21 protein-coding genes and 4 tRNA genes are annotated in these 23,038 nt (G+C 47.6%); 18 read left to right on the top strand and 7 right to left on the bottom strand.

Annotation, left to right across the window (positions count from 1 at the left end; translation table 11 throughout):
- Positions 1-9: 9 nt before the first annotated feature.
- The 8 genes from ACN083_RS01575 (at position 10) to ACN083_RS01540 (ending at position 8,208) form a co-directional block, all read left to right on the top strand.
- Positions 10-789, top strand: a complete 780-nt coding sequence (locus ACN083_RS01575; RefSeq protein WP_419101071.1) for a multidrug ABC transporter ATPase — start codon at positions 10-12, stop codon at positions 787-789.
- Entirely contained in the window at positions 790-3,558 is a 2,769-nt protein-coding gene (locus ACN083_RS01570; protein ID WP_419101070.1) for a YhgE/Pip family protein, read from the top strand.
- A 5-nt stretch (positions 3,559-3,563) separates the two neighbouring features.
- Complete coding sequence (locus ACN083_RS01565; RefSeq protein ID WP_419101069.1) at positions 3,564-4,217, top strand: TetR/AcrR family transcriptional regulator; 654 nt, start codon at positions 3,564-3,566, stop codon at positions 4,215-4,217.
- Between the two features lie 93 nt (positions 4,218-4,310).
- Positions 4,311-4,398: transfer RNA gene (locus ACN083_RS01560), tRNA-Ser, on the top strand.
- Between the two features lie 149 nt (positions 4,399-4,547).
- On the top strand, positions 4,548-5,186 hold the full coding sequence (upp, locus tag ACN083_RS01555) for a uracil phosphoribosyltransferase (RefSeq protein ID WP_419101068.1): 639 nt from the start codon (positions 4,548-4,550) through the stop codon (positions 5,184-5,186).
- Between the two features lie 817 nt (positions 5,187-6,003).
- The gene (locus tag ACN083_RS01550) at positions 6,004-6,780 is read left to right on the top strand and encodes a winged helix-turn-helix domain-containing protein (protein WP_419101067.1); all 777 of its coding nucleotides are present in this window, start codon (positions 6,004-6,006) and stop codon (positions 6,778-6,780) included.
- Positions 6,781-6,867: 87 nt separating this feature from the next.
- Positions 6,868-7,656 carry an alpha/beta fold hydrolase gene (locus ACN083_RS01545; protein WP_419101066.1) on the top strand — a complete coding sequence of 263 codons (789 nt, stop codon included), beginning with the start codon at positions 6,868-6,870 and terminating at the stop codon, positions 7,654-7,656.
- Between the two features lie 21 nt (positions 7,657-7,677).
- Positions 7,678-8,208, top strand: coding sequence for a SixA phosphatase family protein (locus tag ACN083_RS01540; protein WP_419101065.1), 531 nt, complete (start codon positions 7,678-7,680; stop codon positions 8,206-8,208).
- A 63-nt stretch (positions 8,209-8,271) separates the two neighbouring features.
- Here ACN083_RS01540 and ACN083_RS01535 read toward each other — a convergent pair.
- Positions 8,272-8,363: transfer RNA gene (locus ACN083_RS01535), tRNA-Ser, on the bottom strand.
- A 168-nt stretch (positions 8,364-8,531) separates the two neighbouring features.
- Positions 8,532-8,622: transfer RNA gene (locus tag ACN083_RS01530), tRNA-Ser, on the bottom strand.
- Between the two features lie 222 nt (positions 8,623-8,844).
- On the opposite strand from ACN083_RS01530, the gene ACN083_RS01525 reads away from it, so the two are divergent.
- The 3 genes from ACN083_RS01525 (at position 8,845) to ACN083_RS01515 (ending at position 11,913) form a co-directional block, all read left to right on the top strand.
- Positions 8,845-9,363, top strand: coding sequence for a dehydrogenase (locus tag ACN083_RS01525; protein WP_419101064.1), 519 nt, complete (start codon positions 8,845-8,847; stop codon positions 9,361-9,363).
- A gap of 49 nt (positions 9,364-9,412) precedes the next feature.
- A complete protein-coding gene (locus tag ACN083_RS01520) occupies positions 9,413-10,663 on the top strand; it encodes a chloride channel protein (RefSeq protein ID WP_419101063.1) in 1,251 nt (416 codons plus the stop codon).
- A 110-nt stretch (positions 10,664-10,773) separates the two neighbouring features.
- Positions 10,774-11,913 (top strand): acyltransferase family protein, encoded by a 1,140-nt coding sequence (locus ACN083_RS01515; RefSeq protein WP_419101062.1) that lies wholly within the window; start codon positions 10,774-10,776, stop codon positions 11,911-11,913.
- 103 nt (positions 11,914-12,016) lie between these two features.
- Here the strand turns inward: ACN083_RS01515 and ACN083_RS01510 are convergent, their stop codons facing one another.
- Positions 12,017-13,555, bottom strand: a complete 1,539-nt coding sequence (locus ACN083_RS01510; protein ID WP_419101061.1) for an MDR family MFS transporter — start codon at positions 13,553-13,555, stop codon at positions 12,017-12,019.
- A gap of 244 nt (positions 13,556-13,799) precedes the next feature.
- Between ACN083_RS01510 and ACN083_RS01505 the strand changes: the two genes are divergently transcribed.
- Positions 13,800-14,651 (top strand): HpcH/HpaI aldolase/citrate lyase family protein, encoded by an 852-nt coding sequence (locus ACN083_RS01505; RefSeq protein WP_419101060.1) that lies wholly within the window; start codon positions 13,800-13,802, stop codon positions 14,649-14,651.
- Positions 14,652-14,662: 11 nt separating this feature from the next.
- On the opposite strand, the gene ACN083_RS01500 is transcribed toward ACN083_RS01505, so the two are convergent.
- Both ACN083_RS01500 and ACN083_RS01495 read right to left on the bottom strand, forming a co-directional pair.
- On the bottom strand, positions 14,663-14,896 hold the full coding sequence (locus ACN083_RS01500; protein ID WP_419101059.1) for a hypothetical protein: 234 nt from the start codon (positions 14,894-14,896) through the stop codon (positions 14,663-14,665).
- 235 nt (positions 14,897-15,131) lie between these two features.
- Positions 15,132-15,203 (bottom strand) — tRNA-Thr (locus ACN083_RS01495).
- Positions 15,204-15,364: 161 nt separating this feature from the next.
- Between ACN083_RS01495 and ACN083_RS01490 the strand changes: the two genes are divergently transcribed.
- The 4 genes from ACN083_RS01490 to ACN083_RS01475 all read left to right on the top strand — a co-directional run bounded on the left by ACN083_RS01490 (position 15,365) and on the right by ACN083_RS01475 (position 18,738).
- Positions 15,365-16,054 carry a DsbA family protein gene (locus tag ACN083_RS01490; protein ID WP_419101058.1) on the top strand — a complete coding sequence of 230 codons (690 nt, stop codon included), beginning with the start codon at positions 15,365-15,367 and terminating at the stop codon, positions 16,052-16,054.
- A 26-nt stretch (positions 16,055-16,080) separates the two neighbouring features.
- On the top strand, positions 16,081-16,908 hold the full coding sequence (locus tag ACN083_RS01485) for a nitrilase-related carbon-nitrogen hydrolase (RefSeq protein WP_419101057.1): 828 nt from the start codon (positions 16,081-16,083) through the stop codon (positions 16,906-16,908).
- A 90-nt stretch (positions 16,909-16,998) separates the two neighbouring features.
- Positions 16,999-17,937 (top strand): cation diffusion facilitator family transporter, encoded by a 939-nt coding sequence (locus tag ACN083_RS01480; protein ID WP_419101056.1) that lies wholly within the window; start codon positions 16,999-17,001, stop codon positions 17,935-17,937.
- A gap of 48 nt (positions 17,938-17,985) precedes the next feature.
- A complete protein-coding gene (locus tag ACN083_RS01475; RefSeq protein ID WP_419101300.1) occupies positions 17,986-18,738 on the top strand; it encodes a spermidine synthase in 753 nt (250 codons plus the stop codon).
- Here ACN083_RS01475 and ACN083_RS01470 read toward each other — a convergent pair.
- The gene (locus ACN083_RS01470; protein ID WP_419101055.1) at positions 18,733-19,656 is read right to left on the bottom strand and encodes an EamA family transporter; all 924 of its coding nucleotides are present in this window, start codon (positions 19,654-19,656) and stop codon (positions 18,733-18,735) included. The two genes, ACN083_RS01475 and ACN083_RS01470, sit on opposite strands and share 6 nt — an antisense overlap.
- Positions 19,657-19,914: 258 nt before the next feature.
- On the opposite strand from ACN083_RS01470, the gene ACN083_RS01465 reads away from it, so the two are divergent.
- On the top strand, positions 19,915-20,715 hold the full coding sequence (locus ACN083_RS01465) for a di- and tripeptidase (protein WP_419101054.1): 801 nt from the start codon (positions 19,915-19,917) through the stop codon (positions 20,713-20,715).
- Positions 20,716-20,807: 92 nt separating this feature from the next.
- Here ACN083_RS01465 and purB read toward each other — a convergent pair whose 3' ends face one another.
- Positions 20,808-22,247: an adenylosuccinate lyase gene (gene purB / locus ACN083_RS01460; RefSeq protein WP_419101053.1), complete on the bottom strand. Its 1,440-nt coding sequence runs from the start codon at positions 22,245-22,247 to the stop codon at positions 20,808-20,810.
- A gap of 249 nt (positions 22,248-22,496) precedes the next feature.
- Between purB and ACN083_RS01455 the strand changes: the two genes are divergently transcribed.
- Complete coding sequence (locus ACN083_RS01455; protein ID WP_419101052.1) at positions 22,497-23,027, top strand: hypothetical protein; 531 nt, start codon at positions 22,497-22,499, stop codon at positions 23,025-23,027.
- Positions 23,028-23,038 lie beyond the last annotated feature (11 nt).

Below are 23,038 nucleotides of genomic sequence, written 5' to 3'. Positions count from 1 at the left end.
GAGAAGACTATGCTCATCGTCGATAACATCTGGGCCAAAGGGCGGCATAATGCGCTCTTTGGCCGTACAAGCTTCACCCTCAACCGCGGAGAAGTCATCCTCATCCAAGCAGATAGCCAGCTCGAAAGAACCGCGCTGTCGCTAACACTCACAGGGCGAATGAAACCTTCTGGCGGAACTATTCTTTGGACAGACCCTCAAAAGCCTTCCCGAGAAGAATCCAGTATGAAAAAGCTTCGTCGTCGTTCAGAACTGATCGATTCTCCGAACATCAACGAACCAGAAAACCATATGAGAGTTCGTGATTACGTATCAGAAATGCTGAGCTACACCATGGGGCCATTTACCAGACCACGCTCTGGGAAATGGCTTAAAGAACACGGATTGGAAGACCTCGATAACCTCTGGAATGAACAAGTAACCGGAGAACAAAATATTCGCCTTATGACGACTCTTGCCGCCAATTATCAGCACGCAGACTTACTCGTTTTTGATACCCCCTCACGGCACCTCAACCACACACGCATGTGGCTACCATACCTTCTACAACTAGCTGAAAACGAAGAGCGCCCCCGCGCGGTCGTCGCTGTTGTCCCTCATATTTCCTCCACCTGGGACGGCAAACAGGCCGTGGTAGGAAGCGCACACGATGAACTCCTCAACGAAGAAAACGTGAAAACACACGAAGAACAAGATTCACATCCAGAAACAAACTTCTCGAACGAAGAAAAAGAACACGAACTTCCCCAAGATAAACCTGATACAGCAAAGGAGAGTGAACAACAATAAATGAGCATCCTCAGAGTTACTCTCGCTGAACTCAAACGCCTCACTGCAGGAATACTGCCAAAACTTGTTCTCATGGCGATGGCTTGTATTCCCTTGCTGTATGGCGGAATATATCTATACGCAAACTGGGACCCCTACGATTCTGTAGATGACGTTCCTGGTGCGTTAGTCATGCTCGACTCCGGTGGAACCACCCAAGACGGCGAAACCATAAATATCGGAGAAGACGTCGAAAAAACTCTCCTTGATAAAGCGAATTTTTCGTGGCATAAAGTATCAACTCGAGAACAAGCTGTTGAAGATGTCACTCGAGGAGTCTACGACTTTGCGCTAATTATCCCTCAAGATTTTTCTCAGAAACTGCAATCTGCTGGGTCTTTTGTACCCGACGAAAACGGCAAAACTCCTGATATTGACCCCCAAGCTGCGGGGATTGAAGTAGTTACTAACGATGCAAACAACTATATTCTGACAAATATCGTGGCAAAAGCTGGAACAGCTGTTCGTGACTCTGTGGCATCGGAAGTCGGCGATAAAACAGCGAATGCCTTACTCGCAAGTTTCACTACCATTCACTCAAACCTGCACGAAGCTAGCGATGGAGCCAACCAACTAGACCAAGGAACTATCACTCTCAGCGATGCTGTTGGGCAACTCAAAGATGGAACTAGCACGCTCAACAACGGAACAATACAACTGAGCGACGGAACAATACAGCTCAAAGACGGTTCTACTAAGCTTCTTACCGGACAAGAAAAACTAGCGGACGGATCTGCCAAACTTGCTCAGGGCGCACATCGGCTCTCAGACGGTACGCAAGACGCTCAGAACGGGGCTTCTCGTTTAGCCGATGGCGCAAACACGCTTAACACTCATCTCGAATCAGCGGCTGAAGGTGCACAAAAACTTGCAACAGGTGCCTTAAAACTCGATGGTGGAGCGCAACAACTGGCTCAGGGCACTCAAACGCTCTCAGATGGTGCTCAACAGCTAGACCAAGGCACTATACGACTCAACGATGGTGCACAAAAATTAGCAAACGGTACTGAAGCGCTCTCTACGGGGGCGCAAAAACTTGCAGACGGTATAACAGCTATCGACGAAGGTGCCGCCCGTTTAGCTGAGGGAAACACAACCTTAGACAAAACTCTGGCAGATTCCCCACTACCTGAACTAGCTTCGGGGCTTAACGCCATGTGTCAGGCTCCTACCTCAGAAGAGCAAGTAGCTCACTATGCTCACCAGCTGACAGATGACGTGACAGCACAACTTCACCAGAACATTGAACGGCGTTTGCAAGCTCTTGTTCAAGAGGGAACTCTGACTCCAGAACAAGCACAGCAGATGCTTGAACTTTTAGGGTCAGAAGAAAATAAGGCGGTTTTGACAGACCTTAACACTGCCGTCTTACAAGGTATATCTGCTCAAATGACAGAATTTTCTTCTCTATGTGAGAATGGAACGTCAACGGTTGGCGAACATATCAACACATTACTTTCTTCTACTCAGGAGTTGTCTCAAGGCGCTCAAAAGCTTGCAGGCGCTACAACACAAGCTAAGACTGGTGCTGTTTCACTAGCTGACGGTGCAAAAAAGAGTTTCCAAGGTGCTCAACAGGTAGCTGATGGTACTCAAAAAGTTTCTGAGAATATGCACCAATTATCTTTGGGCGCTCAGAAACTTCATCATGGTGCTCAAGACCTTGTCGCAGGTACTTCTCAATTGAGTCAAGGAACTGTGACACTCGCTGATGGTACACACCAGCTTTCTGACGGTTCACAAAAATTATCTGATGGTGCTGAGCAGCTTGCTCATGGAACGCATCGCCTATCTTCGGGGGCGGGGGAGCTTGCTCAGGGTGCTGAACAGCTTGCTGACGGTGAGCAACAAGCACTTTCTGGGCAGTATTCTCTCAACGATGGAATTGACCGTGTTCATTCTGGTGCTCAGAAACTTCACAACGGGGCCTCAAAACTGGATCAGGGTGCTGGAGAGATTCATTCGGGAACTCAAAAGCTTCAAGATGGTGCCAGAGAACTCTCTGAAGGACTAGAGGAGGGAACGAACAAAGTCCCTTCACTGAATGAGGAAGAGCAACGTCGTATTGCGAACGTGATGTCTCATCCTGTCAAGCTTAAGGAGACGTCGTTAGCTTCTGGAAGCACTTACGGTGAAGGCATGGGGCCGTTCTTTATTGTATTGGCATTATGGATTGGCGCTTTGATGCTGGTTCAAACGCTACGACCAGAGAATACGCGAGCTTTGGCGTCTTCTGCTCCGACCTTACGTATTGCTATTGGTAGCTGGGGGCCTTTTGCTGTTCTTGGCGTATTACAAACTCTTTTGTTGTTCTTGGCGGTACATTTTGGTCTTGGTTTCAAGATGGAACATCCGTGGCTTTTGTTGCTGTTCTTAACGTTTGTTTCTTGTGTTTATACCGCTGTGATTTATGGTTTTGTAGCTTTGTTATCTGCTCCTGGTAAGCTTTTAGCGCTTGTGGTGCTTATTGTACAGTTGGTAACTGCTGGCGGTATGATGCCCTATGAAACGTTACCTATGTCTATTCGTTGGTTACATTCGTTCCTTCCGATGGGGTATGCTCTCAGCGGTACACGCCGTCTGGCCTATGGAATTGATTATGGTGCGATTACAGGTGATGTACTTGTTCTCGCCGCATGGGGTGTTTTCGGTTTATTCTTAGGGTTTATTGGAACCTATAAGAATCGCACATGGAATTTGAAGAAACTTAATCCGGAGATTGCAGTTTAATGTCGGTGTCTCATACTCAAGATGAATCTGTCTCAGATTTTCAGTATCCTACCCCTGCGGTTGCTGCGGTAACGCGCCGTCCGGGGCGTACTAACCGTACGCAATTCAAGCTTTTTCAGGCTGCTTTGGAGATTATGAGCCAGAAGGGTGCTGAGGCGACGACGGTGGAAGAAGTAGCGCTTAAAGCTGGAGTTTCTAAAGGAACTGTTTATTATAATTTTGGTTCTAAAAAGACGATGATTGAGCAGCTTCTTCAATATGGTGCGCAGCTTTTGAAGACTCGGGTGCAACAGGGGTCTCAAAAGTCTGATCCGCGTGAGGCGATGAGGGCTGGTATTAAGGAAGCTTTTGAATATTTGGCTGAGCATCCTGGTTTTGCGCGTTTGTGGATTACTGAGATTTGGCGCAGTAAAGAACCTTGGTCTGAGGCGATTGTGAAGACTCGTCAGGATTTGGTGAGCGAACTAGAAAATATGGTCAAAGCGATTGGGACTCGCTACCCTGTGGACCATGCTCAAGATCCAGAGGCCGTATCTATTTCTATTTTTGGGTCTATTTTTATGCTTGCAATGGACCGTGAAATTCATGCTGCTGAGCGTACCTCTGAGGATGCTACTCGTGCTGTGATGTTGACGGTTGATTCTTATATTGCGCACTAGGATGTGTATTTTGCGTTGAGGAACTGTGTGAGACGAATTTTTCTGCTCAAAAGTTGAGAATGTTTGGTATTAACAGGTAAACTTGCCACAGTTGGTGACGTGTCCGAGCGGCCGAAGGTGCAACACTCGAAATGTTGTGTACGGTAACCCCGTACCGAGGGTTCAAATCCCTCCGTCACCGCGATGATGAGCCTCTCTATACTGCAAGTCAGTGTGGAGAGGCTCTTTTTATGCTGACTTTGTGGTGCGGTGGTGATTATCTTTTTCACAGCCTGTGTTTTTCGTCGAGACAGCGGTACAGTTTTGGGCTGAAAATGGTAGCTTGAGAGTATGCGTTTAACCATCCTTGACCATCCGTTGGTCTCACATAAAATTTCTGTTCTTCGTGATAAGAACACACCGTCTCCAATTTTCCGTCAGCTTGTTGAAGAGATTGTGACACTTTTGGCATATGAGGCAACTCGTACTATTCGTACTGAAGAGCGTGAGATTGTCACTCCTGTTACGTCGACAACTGGTAAGGTTCTGACGAAGCCACGTCCGTTGGTTGTTCCTATTTTGCGTGCTGGCTTGGGAATGTTAGAGGGTATGACTCGTTTGATTCCTACTGCTGAGGTTGGTTTCTTAGGAATGGCTCGTAACGAGCAGACTCTAGATATCGTGACCTATGCTGAGCGTTTGCCTGAAGATCTGTCGGGGCGTCAGGTGTATGTTCTTGATCCGATGCTTGCAACGGGTGGAACGTTGATCGAATCTATTAAGTTCTTGCGTGCTCGTGGTGCGGAGCAGATTACTTGCTTGTGTATTATCGGCGCTCCTGAGGGTATTGCTGCTTTACGTGAGGGCATTGATGGGTTCGAGAACGTTGATTTGTTCTTGGCTGCTGAAGATGAGTGTCTCAACGATAAGGCGTATATTGTTCCTGGTCTTGGCGACGCTGGTGACCGTCTATATGGTCTTGCTCAGTAGCCAGATATTGGACCGTCTGGCGTTTCGTCATTAAAAAATTTTTGACCTTATTAAATGGGGGTATAAGAGTTCACGCTCTTATACCCCCATTTGCATACAAAATGTATAAACCGTGTTGTTTAATATTTTGCGTAGTGTTTGAATGTAATTTTTTGTGAGATTATCTTGGGTTGCTGGGGTGGTGTTTAGAGGCTCTTTTCTACACTCTTGGGATAAATGTGGGAAAGTGTTGGCATGAAGGAGTGCTCCCCACTTTGTGGATGAGTTTTGGTGTTGTTATGTTGGGGTCGCTCGGTGTTGGTGGTCGCTTAGTGTACCTATTTAGTACGTGTGCTTTGTTGTGAATCTTGGAAGAATGCGATGGTGGTGGGAGCTTTTTGTGAGGTATGTGGTCTTGTGTGGTTTAGGCTGGGTGAGTTTGGGACTGGTTATTGATCTTGGTGTTAGTAGGGACGAAAAAGGAGAAAAGTTGAGGTTAGTCTTGACAAATCGCTAGTGCTACATGGTGTTGTTGGTTGGTGTATATCAAACAAAAGTGTACGCCCCGAAAATACAGGTTGTTTGTGTATAAAAAATAATATTTGCGAATTTTTATGTATCAAAATATGAGAAAAAGCAAGCCTGTATAGACATCATTTCTTGAGATTTTTCCCTCAAACGTCCAAAAAACAGAGGAATGTTACTTGATTTATCGACGAAATCATACAACGATAAAACGGTAAAGCGATCAAGAGCCTCATACGTGAAAAGCAGAAGATCCTGCACCAACCACCTAGATGCGCGCTCTTATCCCACCACAAGAAGACAGGTAAAAAGAATGTCCGGAGCACCTGGATACGTCCATATCTCCCAGCGGAACAGAGTATCAACTCAACGCACTGCGACCAACCTAACTCAGGGACGTCACATGCCCAAACACCCCGCAAACCTGCGTCCTATGACAACACCTCACATTGACAACCCACCAGCAAAACTCAACCACCCCGAGAGCGAAGCACGCGGTTTTGTCATCTATGTCGGGCTCTCTGAAGAAACAGCAGCATCAAACGGAACCTCGCTCGTACGCATCGTACAAGAACTACGCGACTACACCCGAGGTATCGTGCCAGAAGCTGACTCCTACGCAGCCGTTGCGCTGGCACCATCCGGCGCAGAAGGCACAGACCTTGAAGTTGTACGCAACGCACTAGGTGACCCAACCGCCGTGCACCACCAGCCTGAGCCATTCTCCTCGACACAATACTCATCCCAAGAGCACAAACCCGCTCACTCCGTTGGTGTTCTTATTGACCTATCCCGTCGAGAAGTATTCCTAGATGGGGAAGTCCTCAACCTCACCTACAAAGAATTTGAACTCTTGAACTACCTCGTTGAAAACGGTGCACGCACCGTTGGGCGAGAAGAACTACTCGCAAGCCTCTGGCGAGATGCTGAAGAAACACCCAATGAACGAACTATCGACGTTCATATTCGCCGACTCCGTTCAAAATTGGGGCGTCTTGCTAACACGGTACGTACTGTACGAGGACAAGGCTACCGATTCTATGAGCACCCCGAAGTTGTTGTTTGGGCCGCTCCGGAATACTCTATCTAAACTAACGTATAGTATAAAAACCCCTGTAGGCGTCTAGAAAATAGGCGCCTATACGGGTTTAAAGAGAAACACGAAAAAACAAAAACTATGGCTGACACACCAACTCTTTCAATAACGTCTCTAGGAACAGGCTCAAAAACTATTGTCTTTCTGCATGGACTCATGGGACGTGGCAAAAATTTCACCGCAATTGCAAAGAACCTTGAACAAGACTTTACAATTCTGCTCATCGACCTTCCCAACCACGGAAACTCTCCATGGACAGAATCCTTCGACTATAACAACATGGCAGATAGCGTCGCACAAGCTATCTGCGCATACCACGGCGAACCCGCCCCCGTTGTTGATGTCGTTGGACATTCCATGGGAGGAAAAGTCGCAATGCTCTTAGCGTTAAGACATCCAGAACTCGTGCGAAAGCTCGTAGTCTTAGATATTGCACCCTCAGCTTCTAACGGAAACTTTACCCATCTGCTTGGCTCTCTTCTGAAACTTCCTATCGAGGAATTCTCGACGAGGGCCGAAGCCCATAGAATGCTAACACCAGCCGTGCCAGACTCTAGCGTGCGAGGATTCTTACTTCAAAACCTCATTCGCACAGAAGAAGGATTCTCTTGGCAACCCAACTTACAAATGCTCTTTGAAAACCTGCCGAAAATTATGGGATGGCAAAACCCCAACCTTTCCTTCAACCGACCGGTGCTATGGATTGCAGGAGGGTGCTCGCCATATATCACATCAAAAGATACCCCTGTTATGAGGAGCCTCTTCCCACGTGTGCAAAAAGTTGTGTTTAAAAATGCTGGACACTGGGTGCACGCAGACCAGCCGGAAGAGACCGTGTACGCCCTCAAAAAGTTTCTAGCTCAAAGCTAGAGACCGGCTAAGATGGTGCTTATGGCTGAAGAACTTTCACAAAGACCAGATGACACGCGAACGCTGATTATGATGCGTCACGCTGAAGCTGACTGGGGTATGGACGATTTCAACCGCCCCCTCACCTCTCGCGGGCACCTTCAAGCCCGAGCCGCGGGCGAATGGCTGCACCATACAGGAACTCTTCCCGAAATGATCGTTTCTTCTGCTGCATTGCGCACTCGGCAGACAACAACATGGGTATGCGAAGCTCTCGGAGAAAAAGCCCCAACTGCCTCCCTCGACGAGAGGCTCTATAACGCTCCAGCTCGTATGCTGCGTCAGTGCATTGAGAATACCCCCGATTCTGTTCGCTCAATGATGTTAGTGGCTCACTTGCCGGGCGTACAAGATGCAGCAATGGATTTAATGAGTTCAACATCTGACTACGAATCACTCATGGATATCTCTTATGGTTTTCCGCCCTCTTCGATTGCGGTCTTTGAGGTGGAGACTTCTTGGTCTGAACTATTAGATCACGATGCGCGACTAGTTTCTTTTAGAACTTTCTAAGTTTTGAGGAGAACATAAAAATCCCTGGGTGCTTTCATATGAAAGCACCCAGGGATTTTTATGTGGCGGAGACGGGGGGATTTGAACCCCCGGTCGAGTTTAACCCCGACCCTTCATTAGCAGTGAAGTCCATTCGGCCGCTCTGGCACGTCTCCAACACCGTATCGTGTTTAGCCCGTCAACATCTGACTCAACCGCAATACAGCATTCACCATACTAGCTGTTTTGTGGGGTGTGGTCAAATAATTCTGTTGTCAGAGCCAGCCGTTCTTTAACCTAAAAGAAAAACCGTGTCCCCCACTCATGAGAAACACGGTTTTACGTGGCGGATGGTAAGGGATTTGAACCCTTGAGACGGGGTTACCGCCTACTGGTTTTCAAGACCAGCTCCTTCGGCCGCTCGGACAACCATCCGTAGAAGAATCTATCAGAGAATCAAAAGGAATACAAAATCTGACGGTGACATTGTGTCAGAAAACATAAAATATTAGATGAATCGTGAAGGTGCACGAGTCAAAAACGGCCCCTCTCTAGGTGATTTTTCAATCTTCTTAACGTAGTGTTGCGTTTGACATAGTGTCAGCAAATTAATTTAGGGTAACCTAAGAAAAAGGAAGTAGATGAAAGGGGGAGAACGTGAGCCTCAAAGACTTCTTACAAGGACGCCGTAACGACGCAGAACTCGGCCAAGGAATCTGGAGACGCGCACACGACCGCTTCAACCGTGGAATCGACAGATTCCACCAAATCCTCGAAAAACTACCAGACGACGGAACCCTTGAACTCGTCGTTCCAGAAGCAAACGCCCTAGCCGATCTACTACCACGCGTACGAACAATCGCAGCCCGCGCCCAACAACTAGCGCCCAGCAACAGCACCGACATCCCCGCATCACCCAGCGGCATCTACTCAGAACTTCATCGGTGTCTATCTCGTGCCGGAAACTCCGTCGCACTATGCGCAGAGGCCCTTGCCATGGTACGTTGCGCCGGAAGCTGCGAATTCCAATGCAACCGACAAGAAATCGTCATGCGACGTGTCGAAACCGTACGAGAACACATTGAACGTGCAGAAGAACTCCTGCAACAAGCACACTACGAAACAACACAACGACACAACGAATACGCACAACAAAAAATTAGTGCATCCGCCTAAACACTGCCAGTACTCATCAAAGACCCCAAAACGTCTAAACTAAAACACGATGAGCAACACCCCACAACACCCTACCAACCCACGGCGCAAATACATACTCCTCACCCTCGCCGCCCTCACCGTTGCTCTTAGCGCCGGAATCATCGGCGTGCTCCTGACCGAATTCCTCCACCTCATCGAAAACCTCATCAGCAAAACTCAACAGGTGCCCCACCTAACACCTATTATGATGGCAACCGCCGGGGCCATCAGCGGAATCTGCTGGTGGAAACTACGCCAAAAAAACCTACCTAGCACCCAAGACATCATCACCACACGCGCGCAACACTACCCCTTCACCAGAACAACCATTGACGCCTTCACACAAGTATTCCTCGTCGGCGCAGGAGCTTCCATCGGCAGAGAAGCCGCCCCTCGACAACTTGCAGCAACCATCGCCCACCGTCTCTACCACCCACAACACTTCACCCCAGAAGAACGCAACTTTCTTACCGCCGCCGCCTGCGGTGCAGCACTCGGGGCAGTCTACAACACCCCATACGCTGGAGCCGCTTACACCATCAGCATCGTTTCCCCCACCAAAAAATGGAGCAAAATCCTCACCGCTCTAACGATCAGTTATCTTGCAGTCCTCATCCCTAGAGCCATCTACGGAGCCACACCCTACTACCAACTACCAACATACAAACTCGAATATTCCAGCTGGATATGGGTGATTGGAGCCACCCTTATCGGCGCAATACTTGGCACAACCTTTCGTATTATCAGCCAAAACATCATCCAAAAAATACGCAAAGAACACCCCCGCCACTGGTGGAAACTACCTGCACAACTATGCTCACTCATGCTCCTCACCGCAGTCATCGCCACCTACCAGCCAAATATTCTAGGAAACGGTGTCCTCATCATTGAACAAGGACTCCACCACAAAATTACCCTCAGCAGTTTCCTCATCCTCGCCATCACCAAACCACTACTCACACTTCTGAGCCTACGAGCTGGTGCCGCCGGCGGAACCCTCACACCCGCGTTAGCTACTGGCGCAAGCATCGGTGCCTATATCGCGCTCGCATCCGGAACACCCGAACAACTACCGGTCTTCATGCTCCTTGGCGCGACATCATTATTATCTGCTAGCGAATCATCAGCACTTTTTGGGGCACTATTTACCATAGAACTCACCCACGCGCCGATGGAGTTATGGGCGCCGCTCCTCATGTGCTCTATCGGCGCTGAATACCTCGGAAAAATACTCAACCGGCACATACAACACAACACGTGGCTCAACCCGCCACATTAGTAGCCATTAATGTGGCTACAGAGTAGAGAAGAAAAACCTCTGAGCTATGGTTTCATGGATACGGTACGACAAATAACACCGCTGATATCAACCCAAATTCAAAGGAAACAATGAACCGCTACGCCCACATCGACGCTATGAGAGCTTTTGCCGTCCTACTCGTCGTATTTTCCCATGCAGGTCTTAGCTTTGTCCCTGGCGGTTCTGGCGTCACCATTTTCTTCGTCATCTCCGGCTTCATCATCACATTCTTACTTCTGAGAGAGCGAGAACAAACCGGAGGATTTGACGTCAGCGGATTCTACATGCGACGTCTCATCAAAATCTTCCCACCTATGCTCCTAGCGTTAATTATCCCCACGCTGATTTATATGAGCCTTGGCGGAAAAATCGATATCATCGACTTCCTCGGACAAATATTCTTCTTCTTCAACTGGCGTTACCTAGACTCACAGGTAACAGTTCTACCCGGTTCTGTTGTGACCTGGAGCCTGTCTATTGAAGAACAGTTCTACCTTGTCTTTGCACTCATCTGGCTCTTCGCAGTGAAAAGCAAACACTATAAAAAAATTGTGGCAGGCATTGCCTCAACCGCTATCATCTATTCAATCTGCTCTCGCATATATTTAAGCCTTCACCACGCCACCGGAGACCGTATCTACTTTGGTACAGGAACTCGTGTTGAAGCTATTGCGCTAGGGACGCTAGTTGCACTATGGTTCTTTACCTACCGCAATACTCCAGCAGTTCAAGGTCGCCGTGTCGTTGGTACTCGGTTCCGAAATACGCGAAGAATCCGCGACGGTAGAACTGTTCCTCTCATGGGGCGTAACACAATCGTGATTCTTGCCGTGCTTCTATATCTTGTGTCTCTGCTCATTCGCGATGAGTTCTTCCGTCAAACAATTCGCTACACCATTCAAGCTATTGCCGCAGCCATGATGATTCTATGGGGGCAAATTGCGATTCGTGAAAAACTTGGTGAGCAGCTGATGAATATTTTACGGTGGAAAGGCCTACAACTCTTAGGACTAGCAAGCTACAGCATCTATATCTCTCACGATGTTCTTTACCATTTTCTTGAGCCACACCTTGAAATGCTTCCCCGCCCAGCCTTAGTGCTAACACTCGTAGCAAGCGGTCTAACTCTTGGCATCCTGATGTATAGGTGCATTGAAGTTCCCGCGTTACGGTATAAAGATCGGCATTTTGCGTCCGTACATACAAAAGCTCAGCAAAAAAGCGCATAAGAAAAAGCCCGTAAACTTTAGAAAATATAGCGGACTATCCATCGAGAAAAATGGGCAGAACCTTCCCTTGCGAAGATTCTGCCCATTGAACATCTCTCAACCCCTATTTTTGTAGAGGTACCTGTCGGATGAAAAAGCTGAGAACAAAGCTCAACAATACCGCTGGTATAGAGAACAAGAAAATAGGAGGCATCGCCGTAGAAAATGCTTCAGCAATTAGCTGTTGAGCAGTCTCCGGCAAAGACGCCAAAACCTGTGGAGTAAGCGAACTGAGTTGTTGAGCGTTGAGAGACTGCGCTGTCATCTGAGCAGAATGTTGTTGTGTAAAAGCCGTGAGATTACCAATAAATAAAGACCCTGAAACAGCAATTCCTAGAGAAGCCCCTAATTGTCGGATAAATGTTGTTGTAGAAGTTCCTGCCCCAATATCACGTGGAGGAACACTATTTTGAACAACCAGCAGAGTATTCTGCAACGTAAAACCAATACCAACACAAATTACGACCATCAACACCGATAACCATAGGTACGATGTGTGCTGGTCGATAAGGCTAAACCCAAAAAGCCCCAGAATAATCAAAGCCGGCCCAGCAACAAGATACAACTTATAGTTTCCTGTAGCAGAAATTAGACGACCTGAAATGATTGTGGCGGCAACTTGAGCAAAAGTCATAGGAAGAATCATCAGACCAGCAACAGTTGCAGAAACACCCCACACCATTTGGAAAAATGTCGGAAGGTACGCGCCCACGCTCATCATCGCAGCAGAGACACCGACTCCCATGAAAACGCAAACCCACACATTAGGGTCTTTGAGAATACCTAAAGGAATCAACGGTTCTTTAACGCGTAACTCCACCGCAATAAAGAGCGCAACACTGACTACCGCTAAGGCGATGAGAGCCCTGATTTGTGGAGAACCCCAAGGGTACACGGTTCCGCCCCAGCTCGACACCAGAATAAGCGATGATGAACCAAGAACCATCAGAATAATACCGAGATAGTCGATACGTGGCGGCGTAGCGTGTTTTGGTGTACCAAGATGCAAAAACTTGAGGATAAAGAACAACGCAAGAGCACCTAATGGAAGATTCACGTAGAAGACCCAACGCCAGCTCAGCGCATCAGTTAGGAAACCACCTAATAAAGGACCGGCAACAGACGCAATACCAAAAGCTGCCCCAATAAGGCCCATATAGCGTCCACGGTCGCGTGGCGCTAACACATCGGCAAGAATAGCTGTTGCACCTGTAAAAATTCCACCTCCACCGATGCCTTGAACTGCTCGGAAAAGAATAAGCTGCCACATAGACCCTGCCACACCACAGAGCACTGAACCGACAAGAAAAACCACCGCCGAAAATAGAAAGAGAGTTTTTCGTCCGTAAAGGTCACCTAACTTACCGTAAATGGGTAAGGTAATGGTCGAAGAAATCATATATGCCGTGATAACCCACGAAATATGCTCTAATCCGTTTAAATCACCAACAATAGTGGGCAATGCGGTAGCAACAATGGTCTGATCTAGCGCAGCTAAAAGAACCGTTAACAACAGTCCAATAAGAATCATGCGTAGCTCACGAGAACCGGGAACAAGCCACGAAGAACTACCGTGTATATCAGGTGATGCAGGTGAAGGCACTAAAACTCCTAAATATTCAGAGGCCGAGGCTACGACCTATTCACTCTACTCCGAGGTTCTATAAAACACCTTATGATGTAAGGAATCTTAAATGTGATGTTTTAACTATTTTTAGAGGATATGACAAGGGCTATTGATTTTCGATAAAGCTGCTCTCAGACCGTCATAGTTCTAGGAGTCTTGAGGACTCTATCTATACACTGGAGATGAACAATATCATCGGCTCATTAGGAGTACAGCTCTCATGCCACATTTTCACCGCAATGAACGTGCCGCATCGTTGCCTGCCCGCCTATCTCGCAGCTGGTTACTTGTCTCAGCCGCTTCTTCTGAAGAAAATATCGCAAATGCTTTAGAGTCAGAATCAGATTCCATCCTCATCGATCTTGAAGATGGGACACCTGAAGATTTTAAAGACGAATCGCGTGAAAAAATTGTTGAACTGCTCAACGGGGAAGTCAGTACTTGGGCCAGAATCAACGGCATGAGAACAGAACACTGGAAGAAAGACGTTCAAGCACTCAGCAACGTTAAAGGACTACGCGGAGTCATGTTGGCAGAAACTGAGCACCCCGATGAAGTGACTCGAACTGCGATGATGATGCCAGCTGGTACACCGGTTATTGCATTAGTGGAATCTGCCTTAGGTATGGTGAACGTGGTAGATATTGCGCGTGCACCGGGGACGTTCCGTCTAGCCTTCGGAGTGGGTGATTTTCGTCGAGATACAGGCGTCTCGGATGACCCTATCGCCTTATCCTACGCGCGTTCTCAACTTGTGTTAGCGTCACGTGTTGGCGGCTTGCCTGGTCCTATTGACGGCCCTTCGCTAGGTAAACACGGTGGCTCTTTGATGAGTGACTGCGCTGTGACCTCAAGCCACGGTATGACCGGAAAATTACTTCTTGACCCTCAGCAAGCAGAAACTATTAATATTGCGCTTGCTCCTAGTGAAGAAGAAATTCAATGGGCACGCGAAATGTTAGCCGAATCAACAAATGGTGCAGTTCCCAAAGACGGTTCATACCTTCCACGTTTGGCGCGTGCACGTAAAGTTTCTGAACTTGCGAAAACTTACGGATTGTGGCGTAATTAGCGCCTTAACTGTTAACCTGCAGTGTGCCGGTCATCTGCATACCCGATGAGGTACGCCCAAGATAATGCTGTAACAATAGTGAGGATTACTGTGCCTACAAGAGACGAATCTATAGGAAAAAGGGAACGGTAAAAGAACCAGATACCTGCTGAGGGTAGGAGTGCGACTAAAAAGAGCAGGATAAAACCGCGCGAATAACGGAGTCCTGTTCGATGCTTATCGAATGTGAAATGCTCCCGTTGCATGAGAGAGTTTCCTCCAAAATGAGAAAATTTTAAAAGCGAGTGTACTAATACAATAACGCTTTATAGTTACTGTATCTAGAGGCACACAAAGCAAACATATATTTTCTTGGGAAAGCATTAAAAAGAGTTCAAAGAGACCTAATAACGACACCTCGACGAATAGTTCAACGAAAAAGAAAGCCCGTTAACTGAAACAGCGCTTTTACCATGACCATGGTAAAAGCGCTGAATATCGAGCCCCCAGTCGGATTTGAACCGACGACCTTTTCTTTACGAGGGAAATGCTCTACCCCTGAGCTATGGAGGCCTAATCCACCCTAAAGTGAACGAAAAACACTGTACCAGAACACCCGTTCTTACGCCAGTTCACAGCAAATATTTTGTGTCTCATGACGGTGCGTGCTCAAGAAACACCAATACACTATGGTTTTCTAGTAATAGCACCATCATAGGAACGGAGAACCAACCATGAACACAAATACCCCTTACACCCGACGTACTCTCTTTGGCGTCAGCGCTTTCACCGCTACAACACTCCTACTCACCGCCTGCGGAACAACAGATAGCACCGCCTCATCTCACGGCAACACCAAAGCCGTAGACACCGGTGTACGAGACGACAACGGATACCACCTCAATACCGTTCTCAACGACAAACCAACCGTCACACTCTTTACCGATTACCAGTGCCCCTACTGCAAAAAAGCTGACCCCGCCTACCTCGAAGCAGCCGGAAAACTCGACGGTATCCTCAACGTCACCGTTCAAAACTTTCCACTACCTATGCACCGTTTCTCTATCTCTGCAGCACGCGCAATGATTTGTGCACAAAACCAGAAGAAATACATCCCTTTCTCCGAAAAGGTCTTCTCTGAACAAAAGATGTGGGGCGAATCTGAAAATGAAGAAGCCGCCTACCAAAAATTCGCTGACTATGCTAAAGAACTCGACCTTAACATAGACCAATTCAAAACGGACTATTCTGCCAGCAAAACAGAAGAAATCATCAAAGCATCCTTTGAACAAGGTAAAAAAATTGGAGTACGAGGAACTCCAAGCTTCGTGCTAGATGGAAAAGTCCTTGAAAATGTCAATTCCTCAACCGACGCAGCCGATATGGTCAAAGAATTTAAAAAGGCTGCTGGAATCACCGAATAACACAGAAGCTAATCAGAGAACGCACCATGAAAATAGCTTTAGCGCAGATACACTCAACACCGAACATTTTTGAAAATCTCACAACGGTTCAAGACTACGCTGAACAAGCTCAACAACAAGGTGCTCAGCTGGTGGTCTTCCCCGAAGCAACAATGTTCCCCTTTGGGGAAGACCTCCGCGCTCAAACTCGTTGTCACTACTACTATTGGGAACAAAATCTTATTGCTCTCGCGCAAGAACTCGGTATCCACATCATTGCTGGCGGATTCGCCCCTGAACCCTTAGACGCCCACCGAGTTTATAACCAACTCAGTTGCGCATTTCCCCTAGATAATACGAAAAATTCGGATAATCAGCAAAGATTTCAATATTATCGCAAAATACACGTATACGATGCCCTAGGATACCGCGAATCTGAACATATCATCGCCGGTAAAGAACCAACTCTCGTTACCGTCGAAGGAGTCCGTATCGGGCTCAGTACTTGCTACGATGTACGTTTCCCCGAGCTCTACCAGCATTTGGCAGCGGTCGGCGCACAATGTATGGTCGTCTCTGCATCTTGGGCAGATGGCCCTCATAAACGCGAACAATGGCAGACACTGACCAGCGCTCGTGCTCTTGATACCGGCTCATATGTTATTGCTGTAGACCAAGCACTATCACCGACACCGAGCTCCGGCATGCCCACCGGTATCGGCTATTCTCGTGCCATAGCACCTCATGGAGAAATTCTCTGTGAACTGGGCGAAACCTCTGCTCTAGCTGTCGTCAATATTGACCTGACACAGGTGAACCGCACCCGAGAGAACCTCCCTCTGCTTCAACAACGCCAGCTCAAAACCAATCTCTAAAACGGTGTGATTTCAGACTTTTCCTCTCCTCACTTCGTACCCTAAGTGATAGCATATTTTCCCTAAGACTATCGGGAAAGAATTACATTTATGGGCGAACACTCACACCATTCTCATCAGGGACATCATCACTCTCATTCCTCGACAAATCCCCGTAAGCTTTTAGCCGTTGCAGCTATTGCATGGGGGCTTTGTGCCGCGCAACTTTTTGGTTCTTTTCTCACTGGTTCCTTAGCTCTTCTTTTGGATACCGTGCACGTACTAACCGATGCACTAGGTGTGACAGTTGCTCTGATTGCTTCACGGCTTGCACTACGGCCTTCCACACACCGTCGCACATGGGGCTGGAAACGTGTCGAAATTATCTCTGCAATGTTCCAAGCCTCGATTCTATTGGGGGTTGGGGCACTCGTCATTGTTGAAGCAGTACGCCGCTTTTTCTCCCCAGAACCTATCGCAAGCGCTGAAGTACTGATTTTTGGTGTTGTTGGTCTTATCGGCAACCTTATGATGATTGTTATCTTGGTCGGTGGTGATCACCAGAACTTTAATATGAGGGCTGCTTTCTTAGAAGTTGTTAATGATGCTCTGGGGTCTGTTGCTGTTATTGTGTCTGCGGTGGTGATGAGCACAACGGGGTGGTACGGTGCAGATGCTGTTGTTGCTTTGTGTATTGGGGTGCTGATTGTTCCTCGGACGTTGTTGCTTCTTCGCGATACATTTGAGGTTCTTTTGGAATCGACTCCTCGTAATCTTGATCTTCAAGAATTGCAAAAACATTTGGAATCTCAAGAACACGTCGTTGCGGTACATGATTTGCATGTTTCTCAGATTTCTTCGGATTTACCGGTGTTGACAGCGCATATTCTTTTAGAAGAAGAATGTTTTACCTCGGGTCATAGTGCTGAGATTTTGCGTCATTTACAAGCCTGTGTAGCAGAACATTTTGATGTTAGTATCGAACATTCTACTTTTCAGTTAGAACCAGAATCGTTTGGTTCTGAGCAACATTATCGAAATCTTCCTTAAGGACTCTCGGTGGCTTATCCTTCTCTTCGCCTATCAACATCGGGGCTTATGGCCCGTATTATTCCTGATGAGATGAATCAAGGGTCGTATATTCTTTGTCTTGGTGCTGCAGAGCAGTCTCATGTTAACTTGTTGTCTCCGGAGACTATTTTTTATGAGTATCTTCGTCGTATTGGCAATGTGATTGATGTGCTTGCTGATGCTGGGGAGCCATTGCGTATTGCCCATTTAGGTGCTGGTGCGTTAACTCTTGTGCGTTATGTTCAAGCAACACGTCCTGGCTCTGTCCAGGTAGCTGTCGATATTGAACGAGAACTCGTTGAATTTGTGACTGCTCATCTTCCGTTGCCGCCGGGTACGCAATGTGAGTCTGTTGTTGCTGATGCTCGTGAGGTGTTAGCGCAGATACCGCAACTATTAGATAGTCCAGCTGGTGTAGACGCTATAGTGCTCGATATTTTTTCGGGGTGGGATGCTCCTGAACATCTACGGCAACGCGGATTCTATGAATCAGCGCAACGTGTTTTGAGTGATGATGGTGTTCTTTTAGTGAATGTTGGTGATGATCCCGGTTTGAGCTTCTTTGCTTCTCAAGCTCAACACATGTTAGAGGTATTTGAGCATGTGTGGTGTTTATGCGAATGTTCAATGCTGACGGCGAAACAGGCTGGCAACTTGATTCTGGTGGGTAGTCGTCATGTGTTAGATGAGTCGAGTAGAGCCTTTTTAGAGGCTGCAGGGCCACATCCTGGTGCAGTTTTAGATACATGGCAGGTTGCTGATTTTGTGAAGAGCCTATGAGGTTTTTCTTTTTCTGCGAAGGGTGACGTTTGCCCCGACAACTTTTGAACGGGAACTGACGGTGATTCCGATACTTGCTATAACGAGGAGGATAATTGCAATCCACCGGTAGAGACCCGTATGTTGCGCAAGCAGTATCCAACCGGCAAGTGCCGCAATAGCTGGTTCTAAGCTGAGGAGGATGCTGAAAGTATTTTGGGGTATTCTGCGCAGCGCCGCGAATTCGCAGGTTGCTGGAACTAGTGATGAGAATAGTGCGGTGGCTAAGGCAAAGAGTAGTAGTTTGATGTCGTTTAAGACGATACTGGCGCCGGCTGCTCCTACGGGTAATAATGTGAGTGCCGCAATGAAGAGTCCTACGGCGAGTCCTGAACTGCCTTGGATGACGGCTCCTAAACGGGTGCTAGTGATAACGTATGCCGCCCAGAAACCGCCGGCAATTAGAGCGTAGAGAACGCCTAGCAGGTCAACATGTGAAGAGTCGTTCAGGGCGTCTACTCCGAGAATGATAAGTCCTGTGGCGGCAAGGAGCGCCCAAAGAAAGTCGATGAGTCGTCGAGAGAGGACGATGGCTAAGACGAGTGGGCCCACGAACTCGATAGCGACCGCTAATCCGAGAGGGATGCGGGCGATTGCTTGATAGAAGAACCCGTTCATGAGACCTAATGAGATGCCGAAGAGGATGGTAGCTTTCCATTGTTGGGTGTTCCATACTCTAACATTAGGCCGGATGAATGCTAAGACGATGAGTGAAGCGAAGCCTAGGCGTAAGAGGCTCACACCCCATGCGCCAATGTGAGGGAAGAGGTGGACGGCGAAGGCTGAGCCAAATTGTAGTGAGAAGCAAGAACCTAAGACGAGCCATACTCCGGCGGTGTGTGCAGAGGGGCGTATCGTACGTAGCGGTAATGTAGACAAATTTACTTTCTTTTCGGCAGATGGTAGTGGGGGAGGTCGTGGTTGCGGTTATGGGGTGTAACAGCAGAATAGTTATTTTAGCGTTAAGTTTTCGGTTCAGAAGAACCTTGTAATTACAAGAAATATGCAGACCTGTTGGATGTTTGGTGATGTTCTGAGAAAACAAAAGTTTTATAGACATTCTTGTTCAGGTGACTGCTAGCGCCGAATAGGCGTTTTTAAGCTGAAAAATAGTAGCTAAGGTGGTTTACTAAAAGCATGTTTGATTCTATGAAGAACCCTTTTGATACTGACGGTAAACCAAAACCGGCGTTGACGAAAAGCCTTGATACCATTTTGAGGATTCAGCGTCCTTTGGTGGTGTCGATGGTGATGCGAGTTCGCGAACGCCATCCTGAAGAGTCACCGGCACAAATTGCAAAACGTTTGGAGACTATTTATCTACGTGATATCACCATCGGTGGTGGTGCTGTAGGTGCTTCAGCTTTTATTCCCGGTGTGGGAACTGCAACCTCCGTTGGCTTATCAGCCCTCGCGGTAGGAGGCTATCTTGAACGTACCGCCTTATACGTACAAGCGTTAGCGGAGCTTCACGGCGTACACGTTGATAACCCTGAAGCTGCACGCGCCATGGTCATGGGCATCATGTTAGGTGATGATGGTGCTGTTCTGATGAGTACTTTGATGTCTCAGACTGGTAAGGCCGCCGGTATCTCCAATAAGTGGGGGCTGATGATGGGCAAAGATTCTCAGAAGTTCTTTAGTGTAGAACGCACTATCCGCAATATGTTTGTGAAACGGTTCTTAACACGCCAATCAGGTGCTCTTTTGGGCCGTGCTTTACCTTTTGGTATTGGTGCTGTGGTCGGCGGTGGAGCTAACTTGGCGTTAGGACGCAAAGTTGTTGAAGCAGCTCATGAAGCGTTTGGTGAGGTTCCACCGATGTTCCCTGCTTCGCTTTCTTTTGCAGAGCGAGCACCACGTTTTGAAGATTCTGTTCAGGCTCAACAACAGGCGCAGAAAGATTCTTCAATTATTCAGGGAGAAATTGCAGAATAATTCTCGGGTAGGTCGTATCGCTTCATAGATATAGCTGAGGGTTGTACACCTCATAACGAGGTGTGCAACCCTCAGCCGTTGATACCACTATTTTAGTTGCTACGGTTCATAAACTGTACGAGGTCGGGTGCGATACCGGTGTACAGTGCGGGGGTGAGCTGGGATAGGCGTTGCTGGGCCTGCGCGCTTAACCCTAATGAGGCAACAAATTCTTGGAGGCGTTGGGCGTCAACACGTTGTCCGCGGGTGAGCTCTTTGAGGCGTTCATACGGGTTTTCCATTCCTTCAACACCCGCGATCGCTTCGGCACGCATGACCATTTGGATGGCCTCAGCAAGTACCTCCCAGTTCTGGTCAAGGTCTTGAGCCATCACATCATCGGCAACATCTAGACGTTTGAGTCCTTTGACGACGTTAGACATTGCTAGAACAGAATGGCCAAAGGCAATACCGATATTACGTTGTGAGGATGAGTCAGTGAGGTCTCGTTGCCAGCGTGATTGAATTAATGTGGCGCTGAGCGTGCCAAGAAGAGCATTCGCAATTTCAAGGTTCGCTTCAGCATTTTCAAAGCGAATGGGATTGACCTTATGCGGCATAGTTGAAGAACCTGTTGCTCCGGCAACAGGAATCTGACGGAAGAAACCGATAGAGATATAGTTCCAGATATCGGTGCAGAGGTTGTGTAGCACCTGATTGAACCGTGACATGGCATGGTATAGCTCTGCTTGCCAATCATGGTTTTCAATTTGGGTCGTGAGCGGGTTCCAGCTTAGCCCTAATGAAGTGACAAACTCTTCGGAGATTTTAAGCCACGAAGCGTTAGGTGCAGCAACGACATGTGCAGAGAAAGTACCTGTTGCACCGTTGATTTTGCCGAGAAACTGCACTTCTTTGACGGCGTTAAGATGGCGATTAAGACGGTAGGCGAAGACTGCTAATTCTTTACCTACGGTACTTGGTGTCGCTGGCTGTCCATGGGTTCGGCTCAACATGGGAGTATGAGCGGAATCTTCTGCCATGGTGCGAAGTTGTGTGATGAGTTCTTCAGCTTGTGGAATCCATACGTGGTGTACTGCGTCTTTAATACCTAGAGCGTAGGAAAGGTTATTGATGTCTTCTGAGGTACACCCAAAATGTACGAGCGGAGTTAGATGTTCTAACCCGATAGCTGCTAAGCGGCGACCAATAAAATATTCCACTGCTTTGACGTCGTGGACGGTCGTTGCTTCAATTTCCGCTAGTTCGTTAATATCCTCAGGAGAGAATTCGGTGACAATGCTACGCAATGCGAGCTCTTGTTCGTCGGTGAGGGGTGAAAGCCCCGGAAGCACACTATTTTTGCAGAGGTAGATGAACCACTCTATTTCGACGTGGATACGGTCACGGTTAAGAGCCGCTTCTGAGAGGTAATCGACGAGAGGCTCTGTTACCGTTTTATAACGGCCATCCAGTGGGCCTAACGCGATAGCTGAGCCAGTGAGGCTACGTCGTCCATTGGGTAGAGTCATGCAAAGATCAGGTTGAGACATATTTCTATTCTGTCATGGGATATGCCAGTTGCGGTTGAGATAACTCAGAAAAGGTCAAAAGCGCAGTTACTGTTGCGTCATACTCAAGAAACCTTGTCTTTCAATCTTGTGGAAAATACGACTTAGAACATCATTTGCCTCGATATTATCCACAATTTTTCTTCTCTTTCCCCTTCACTGCTACTGTTCATTTAGCGTATCTCTAGAACACCTACACCAGAGAAATGCACCTTTGAGGAGACCATACATATGGATATGGAAGAACGACACCTTTTTCTTCTTGCACAACAGCATGGCTTAGGAACTTCTCGAAGTGCTCCTGCTGCTGAAGGACTTTTTCACCTTGGACATCACATCCGCGAACAAACACAACAACTTGCCCAACGCCTCGACCAACAACAAGAAAATCAACGACAGATTCAACGCACCCTCCACCTAAAAACACAGATGGAATGGGACTCTCTCGCATCTAAAAACTTTTACCGGCTCATCGAAGAGGAAGAACACTCACAACAGTATCTAGAACATCAACTTCAAGAAAAATCTCATGACCTCATCCATGCTGGCGAAGAACTAGCACAACAGGCAGAAAGACTTAGCGCTCTTATCGCTGCTACTGGTGTTGCGGTAGATCACGCCATCATAGAAGCACACCGATACGGTGACGCTGCAATAACCGGTGTCGAAATCCTCCACACACAGAGTGTTAGAAATACTCAAATAGCTCTAGAGTCTCTCCTTCACCACCCATTGATGAACTTCCTGCCTACCTACTCGTAGAAAGCCCCCAT

Source organism: Rothia sp. CCM 9418, assembly GCF_048512825.1.
GTDB lineage: Bacteria > Actinomycetota > Actinomycetes > Actinomycetales > Micrococcaceae > Rothia.
Note: the sequence above shows the minus strand (reverse complement) of the source record. Positions and strands in the feature narration are given on the sequence as shown.